Source organism: Acetanaerobacterium elongatum, assembly GCF_900103835.1.
Lineage (GTDB): Bacteria > Bacillota > Clostridia > Oscillospirales > Ruminococcaceae > Acetanaerobacterium > Acetanaerobacterium elongatum.
The window spans coordinates 61,354-68,228 of the sequence record NZ_FNID01000016.1; the positions used below are offsets into that span (position 1 = coordinate 61,354).

Annotated in this window: 7 protein-coding genes; 5 read left to right on the plus strand and 2 right to left on the minus strand. The window is 49.8% G+C overall.

Features of this window, described 5'->3' with window-relative positions; translation table 11 throughout:
- Positions 1-46 precede the first annotated feature (46 nt).
- Positions 47-1,015 (minus strand): acetylxylan esterase, encoded by a 969-nt coding sequence (locus BLR50_RS07465; protein ID WP_092640147.1) that lies wholly within the window; start codon positions 1,013-1,015, stop codon positions 47-49.
- Between the two features lie 197 nt (positions 1,016-1,212).
- Between BLR50_RS07465 and BLR50_RS07470 the strand changes: the two genes are divergently transcribed.
- Entirely contained in the window at positions 1,213-2,304 is a 1,092-nt protein-coding gene (locus BLR50_RS07470) for a DUF4652 domain-containing protein (protein WP_162840364.1), read from the plus strand.
- A gap of 59 nt (positions 2,305-2,363) precedes the next feature.
- Here the strand turns inward: BLR50_RS07470 and BLR50_RS07475 are convergent, their stop codons facing one another.
- Complete coding sequence (locus BLR50_RS07475; RefSeq protein WP_092640151.1) at positions 2,364-3,608, minus strand: 6-phosphofructokinase; 1,245 nt, start codon at positions 3,606-3,608, stop codon at positions 2,364-2,366.
- Between the two features lie 263 nt (positions 3,609-3,871).
- Between BLR50_RS07475 and BLR50_RS07480 the strand changes: the two genes are divergently transcribed.
- The 4 genes from BLR50_RS07480 to BLR50_RS07495 form a co-directional block, all read left to right on the plus strand.
- On the plus strand, positions 3,872-4,639 hold the full coding sequence (locus BLR50_RS07480) for an ABC transporter ATP-binding protein (protein ID WP_092640153.1): 768 nt from the start codon (positions 3,872-3,874) through the stop codon (positions 4,637-4,639).
- Positions 4,626-5,456 (plus strand): ABC transporter permease, encoded by an 831-nt coding sequence (locus BLR50_RS07485; RefSeq protein ID WP_092640155.1) that lies wholly within the window; start codon positions 4,626-4,628, stop codon positions 5,454-5,456. The genes BLR50_RS07480 and BLR50_RS07485 overlap by 14 nt, the downstream gene beginning before the upstream one ends.
- Positions 5,457-5,526: 70 nt before the next feature.
- Positions 5,527-6,528, plus strand: coding sequence for an ABC transporter substrate-binding protein (locus tag BLR50_RS07490; protein WP_092640157.1), 1,002 nt, complete (start codon positions 5,527-5,529; stop codon positions 6,526-6,528).
- 174 nt (positions 6,529-6,702) lie between these two features.
- The coding region (locus BLR50_RS07495) for a transposase (protein WP_143008066.1) at positions 6,703-6,875 on the plus strand (173 nt) is incomplete at its 3' end.

The following is a 6,875-nucleotide window of genomic DNA, read 5'->3' on the forward strand; positions in this document are numbered from 1 at the left end:
CGGGTATAAAAAACGCCCTCGGCTGAGGGCGATAGGTAAAGGATTATTACAATTCCTGATCCAGCAGCTTAAAGATGATATCGCCCGATTTCGGCAGGTATTCATGGCCGTAATCAGGGTACACCACCAGTTCCTTTTCGCTTTTGATGTTGTTATAGATTGCAAACTGGGTGGAAGGCGGGCATACTGTATCGGATAACGCCGTGAACATTACAACTTTTGCCTGAATGCGGTCGGCAAGGTTATGCAGATCGATGTAGCCTAAACGCGTAAAAACCTCAGCTTCACGCTCGTGCATCGGGTCACGGTAACGAAAATAGTTTTTTATCTCACAGTAGGCGCTGATGCCGATGTCCATATCCTCCCACACACGGCGGTAATCAGTTAAAAAGGGGTATCCGGTGCAGGCCAGCTTTAAACGGGGTTCAAGGCAGGCACAGGCCACGGTAAGCGCACCACCCTGCGAAAAACCGGTGGCAGCCACACGATTTGCATCCACATACGGCAGCGCCATCACGATTCTTGCAATCTGCGCCGTATCCAAAAACACGTTGCGGTAGAACATCTTCTCGGGGTTTGGGTCGTCCAGCCCCTTAATAATCTGCCCTTCAAGACAAGCCCCCTCTACTGTTAAGGGATCGTTTGAAAGCCCGCCCTGGCCGCGCGTATCCATAGCGGCCACCACATATCCGAACTTTGCGTAGGCAACCTTGTCCATCCAGTCGCCGCTGTCGCAGTGGTAGCCGTGGAACATGAGCAGTGCTCGGCAGGGGGAAGGCGTCTGCGCCGGCTTTACAAACTTACAATGTATCTTGGCGCCGCCCACACCGGTAAAATACAGGTGGTAGCATTCCACCCCTTCGGCCTGAAACGCGGCTGGTTCCAGCTTATATTCAAGGCTCTGTGCATTTAGATCGGCGAGTGCCTTATCCCAATAGATATCAAAATCCTTCGGACGTTCATTCTTACCCTTATACTTTTTTAGTTCCTTTAGCGGCATATCAACAATCGGCATTTTATGACCATTCCTTTCCAATGCTGCAGCGGATGTGTGCACTGTGTAAATAATTTACAATCGTACATAACCCGACTTAACGTTATATTTTTCTATAATTGCATTATAATATACATTAATTTGAACTACAACAGGAAGTAAAAAATAGTATTATTTTTGGATGAGTTTTTTAAAAAAGAAAAATGAAGGTGAAATATATGTGTAAGCATATCAAAAAAGCTGCCGCTTTATCTGTAACGTTAGCAGTTCTGCTTTCCGGGTGTGGAGCAAATGGCGCAGCGCCGTTAAAGGAGGCTGCTTCAAGCTCCTCCTCACAGGATATTAGCAGTGAAACGCCCGCATCATCACGGGCTGTTGATGAATGGATGCTTTCCGCGACAGCCAGAAATGCCGCGTTTCAGCCTTATATGTCAATACAGGAGTATGACGTGCTGTTCGGCACCAGCGGTATGATGCCGTCCAGCCCTGTTGTATCACCAAACGGGAAGAAGCTAGCCTATATCTACCCGAATGAGTTTGAGGAACCCTGCGACCTTTTCTTATATGATCTCGTTTCAAAAAAAGCCGAAAAGATACTGCCCCAGCAGAAGCTGCCACAATCAAGCGGGTTTAAGCAGGTGGCCTGGGCAGATGACGGTTCACTGCTGCTGATTATCGGCTACCGCTATGGCACGGTTACCCCAGGCGGTTCGGTTTACCTTTTAAAGCTTGCCGAGGCTCCTGCCTTGCGCCTGCTGTATGAGCCCCAAAAGGATACCGAACAGGTGCTTTCAGCGTCGCTGTCCGGCAGTACCCTTACCATGAAAATGGCTGTATTTGATAAGAATATGGAGAAATACACTGAGGAGCAGCGCACTGCTGAAGTAAACCCGCAATCGGCGTCGGTTTCAGAAGCCCCCGAAAGCAGCCCCGCGGTTGACTCCGATATTCTGGCAACGCTGTTTAACTTCCCTTCAAAGGAACTGCTGGCGGTGTATACCGCTTTAGATACCTTCGAATATGACCAAAGCGGTGAATCGCTGCTGCTGGTACCGAATCAGACGGGAACCAGAGTAATAATTGAAACCCTGGAGTATGATTCCGTAAAAAACGATTTTGTGCCGGTGAAAACAGTTTACGATAAAACCTCAAAGGACGGATATGCCCTATGGTTGAAGGCGGTCCGCCCAGAGGGCGGGATTCAGCTGCGAATTACGCTAAAGCACGGTAAGGCCATGGCACAGTACGATGTAACTTATAACGGCAAGGATGGGAATGAAGGAGAAGAGGTTATTAAAAAGGCCTCATAATACTCTTTTTAAGCATATATGCCCCCGCATACAGCTTGTCTGTATACGGGGGCGTACGTTTATGTATGGCTAAGAACAGATTTATTAAAGCTGAAGAATTCCGGAATACCATTTCTGGTAGGAGGCTGTACATCTCCAACAATCAACGGAAGCAGGTAGCAAAACACGTCGTCGGTAAGGTTGTTACCCGAAGGGGCAATCCATTCCTTTGGAAAACCACGTTCCAGCCCCGCAACCTCGCGGATGGGTACGGTAACCACGTCGCAGATATAGGGTGCATCCGAAATACGTTTTAGCCCTGCCATAACGCCGGTTTGGCCCTGCAGCGCAAACCGAACAGCAAACTGCCCTATGCGGCGCGCCTCGTTGATATCGGTCGCCGAAAGGATGTGCGAAGAGCACCGCTGCAATATATTCAGCTCCACTGAACGAACCTTGCAGCCGATCTTGTTTGCAACCTGCCGCTCCAGCAGCTTGCCCGCACCCGAAAGGTAGCGGTGGCCAAAGGCATCAACGTGATCAGACTGCTCGCTCTGCGAAACATACCTGCCGTCGGCAAACCGGATGCCCTCTGAAACCGCAATCACCACGGTGTGCCGAACGGCGTGTAGCCGCCGAACATCCTCCAGAAAGCCCTCTAGGCTAAACTCAACCTCAGGCATATACACCAGCTGCGGCACCTCGGTTCCGGCGGCACGCGGCAGCACCGAAGCGGCGGTAAGCCATCCCGCGTTTCGCCCCATAATCTCCACAATGGTTACCGAGTTCAGGTTGTAAGCATCGCAGTCACGCGCAATCTCGGCCACAGCGGTTGCGATAAACTTGGCGGCCGAGCCATAGCCCGGGGTGTGATCGGTTCCAAACAGGTCGTTATCAATGGTTTTAGGAAGCCCGATTACCCGGATATCCTCGTTAACCGCCAGAAAGTACTCGCTGAGCTTGAGCGCGGTATCCATGGAATCGTTACCGCCTACATAAAAAAAACAGCCTATGCCGTATTCATGAAAGATCTTGCGGATCTCCTCGTAAACGGCAGGGCTTTTTTCATAGTCCGGCAGCTTATGCCGGCAGGAGCCAAGTGCCATAGATGGGGTACACTCCAGCATCTTGAACTGTCTGTCGGTTTTAATCTGGCTTTTTAAATCAATCAGTCTGCGCTCAATCACACCTTGGATGCCATTGAGTGCCCCGTAGATGTTCCCGATTTCTTCATGGCGCATACCTTCAAGAACCACCCCCGCAAGCGTCGCATTAATTGCCGCAGAGGGTCCGCCAGACTGCGCTACAAGTATGTTCTTTTGCATAGGCACCGTCCATTCCCATTATTAATTCTCGTTGTTTGAAAGCGCTCTTTCAAACTTATCCCTTCAACAAGATAATTATAGCAAAACACAATGTGCAATTCAATGTGGTTTTGTGCATATTATGCGTGCCATGTGCCAGTACAATTTGTTTGCTTTTTTATACCGTACCAACATCGAACACAACCCGCAGCGGATTAATATAATGGGTTGTAGAATTTTACTGCTGATTGAATACGCTCATGAAGCCTGAAAGGCATGATAATATGGAATCTATCCTAAAGGTTGAGCATGTAATGCAGAAATATCAGGCGCTAAACGGTGAGGTAATGGCGCTTCAGGATATCAGCTTTGTGGCTATGGAAGGGGAGTTCATCTGCATTGTCGGCCCGTCCGGCTGCGGAAAAAGCACCCTGCTGTCGGTGGTATCCGGTTTGGAGAAGCCTACAAAAGGGGAAGTAACCATCAGCGGCGAGCAGGTATGGGGAGTTTCACCGCAGGTGGGTTATATGCTTCAGCAGGATAACCTGCTGGAGTGGCGCAGTATCTGGAAGAACGTGCTGCTGGGGTTGGAGATTCAGCATAAGCTTACCGATGAAAACCTAAGCTATGCCGAAAGCCTGCTGAAGAATTACGGCTTGTATGAGTTTAAGGATAAATATCCTTCGCAGCTTTCCGGCGGTATGCGCCAGCGCGTTTCACTCATCCGTACACTCGCGGTTCGGCCGAAGATACTGCTGCTGGATGAAGCCTTTTCGGCACTGGACTTTCAAACCCGCCTTTCGGTAACCGACGATGTTTACCGCATCTTGAAAAACGAGGGCAAAACAACGCTGATGGTCACCCATGATATTCCCGAAAGTATTAGTATGGCTGACAGAATTCTGGTGTTGAGCCGCCGCCCGGCAGTGGTTCGGTTTGTACATGATATCACCTTTCCCAATACCTGTGCAACGCCTCTTTCACGCAGAAACTGCCCGGAATTCGGCAGATACTTTAATGAGATATGGAGGGAGCTGGATGTTCAGGCGTAACAAAGTGTTCATTCCGGAAGCCTCCCCCGAAAGACAGGAGTACATAAAACAACTGAAAACCCGCAAACGGATGATAGCCTTTTGCCGCGCGGCGGTTCTGATGATATTCATCGTGCTGTGGGAGGTATTGGCCAATATCGGCGTGCTTGACAGCTTTATTATGAGCCAGCCCTCCAGAATTGTGAGAACCTTTGCAAATATTTCCGAGAATGGGCTGCTGCATCATGTTCTGGTAACCTGCTATGAAACGGTTATGGGCTTTGTGTTGGGTACGCTCATGGGTACCGGTGTTGCAATTCTGTTGTGGTGGTCGGGCTTCCTTGCAAAGGTAAGTGAACCGTTTTTAGTGGTGCTTAACAGTCTGCCTAAGGTGGCGCTGGGGCCGGTAATCATTATATGGGCAGGTGCGGGCGAGCCTGCAATTATCGTGATGGCGCTGGCTATCTCACTGATTGTAACGATTCTGGAGATGTTAAACGGTTTTCGGTCTACTTCTGGCGAAAAGATTAAGATGGCAAAAACCTTCGGGGCAAACAAGTCGCAGGTTTTTATAAAGATTGTGCTGCCCTCTAATATGCATACCGTTTTTAACACGCTGAAGGTTAACATCGGGCTTTCGCTGGTGGGCGTTATCTCGGGCGAGTTTCTGGTTTCCAAGGCAGGGCTCGGGTACCTGATTGTGTACGGCGGCCAGGTGTTCCAAATGGATCTGGTGATGACCAGCGTGTTGATACTGGCGGCAGTAGCGGCGGTGATGTATGAAGGGGTTGTCTTGGCACAAAAAGCGGTGGAAAAAGCGGTAAGTCATACGGCATAAGAAGGTGAAAATGGTTCGCGCACAGAAAATCGTAGGATGAATTTCTGTAATTGAAAGGGGATATTTCTCTATGACAAAGATACTGCGCCTTGCATGCCTTGTGCTCTGCGCGCTGATGGTGCTTACAGGTGCGGCGGGCTGTGGGCAGAAACCCCAAGCGGTAAGGCTGAAGGTCAGCGAGGTAACCCATTCCGTATTCTATGCGCCGCAGTATGCCGCCCTCAACCTCGGGTATTTTGCCGACGAGGGGCTGGAGATTGAGCTTTCCAACGGCCAGGGTGCCGATAAGGTGATGACAGCGGTGCTAACGGGTGCGGTAGATATCGGCTTTGCCGGGCCTGAAGCCTCAATCTATGTTTACAATGAAGGAAAAGCGGATTACTGCGAGGTATTCGCGCAGCTTACCCAGCGCGACGGCGCGTTCTTAATCGGGCGCCAGAAGGAGGATGCCTTTGACTTTACCCAAACCAAGGGTAAGGTGGTGCTGCCGGGGCGTAAGGGCGGCGTGCCATACATGACGCTGGAGTATGTGTTCAAGCAGCACGGCGTTGTACCGGGCAAGGACGTTACGTTTGATGACAGCGTACAGTTTGCGATGATGACCGGCGCATTTACCGGCGGCACCGGCGATTATGTAACCGCGTTTGAGCCCACGGCCTCTAAGCTCGAGCAGGAGGGTAAAGGGTATATTCTGGCGTCTATCGGTAAGGAAAGCGGCGAAATCCCCTATACGGCCTACTTTGCGAGTAAAAGCTACATAGAAAAGAATAAAGACCTTGTTAAAAAGTTTATCCGCGCCATTTACAGAGGCCAGCAGTGGGTGGCAAAAAGCTCCCCCAAGGAGATTGCCAACGTGATTGCCGCCTCGTTCCCCGATACCGATATCAAGCTGCTTGAAAAATCAGCCGCAAGCTACAAAGGCATCGAGGCATGGTGTACCAGTCCGGTTATGAAGGCCGAGGCCTACGAAAAGCTGCAAACCGTCATGACCGAGGCGGGCGAACTCAAACAGAAGGCCCCGTTTGATAAGGTGGTTAACAACAGTCTGGCGAAAGAGGTTATTAATCCATAAAGCAACCACATCCCGCGGCTTTTTTGCCGCGGGATGTGGTTGTATTGTAGCTTCAGCGCAAAAAACCACCAGCTCTGCTGGTGGAATTAGAACGCTTATAGCGAAAAGAGGTCCTCCAGTGATAGAATGATGAAGGTTCACCAACCGCATCAAAAAACAAAGGAGGACATGTCAATGGATGACATAAATAGTTTAACACATTCGAAATGGAGATGTAAATATCATATAGTATTTGCACCGAAGTATAGACGACAAGAAATATATGGACAAATCAAGGTGGATATAGGGCAGATACTTAGGAAATTATGCGAACAAAAAGGGGTGGAAATAATAGAGGCACAGGCATG

Bases quoted from the DNA above. Each gene is read 5' to 3' on its own strand.
- BLR50_RS07470 (WP_162840364.1), top strand. From the start codon at position 1,213: ATGTGTAAGCATATCAAAAAAGCTGCCGCTTTATCTGTAACGTTAGCA.
- BLR50_RS07480 (WP_092640153.1), top strand. From the start codon at position 3,872: ATGGAATCTATCCTAAAGGTTGAGCATGTAATGCAGAAATATCAGGCG.
- BLR50_RS07490 (WP_092640157.1), top strand. From the start codon at position 5,527: ATGACAAAGATACTGCGCCTTGCATGCCTTGTGCTCTGCGCGCTGATG.
- BLR50_RS07465 (WP_092640147.1), bottom strand. From the start codon at position 1,015: ATGCCGATTGTTGATATGCCGCTAAAGGAACTAAAAAAGTATAAGGGT.
- BLR50_RS07475 (WP_092640151.1), bottom strand. From the start codon at position 3,608: ATGCAAAAGAACATACTTGTAGCGCAGTCTGGCGGACCCTCTGCGGCA.
- BLR50_RS07485 (WP_092640155.1), top strand. From the start codon at position 4,626: ATGTTCAGGCGTAACAAAGTGTTCATTCCGGAAGCCTCCCCCGAAAGA.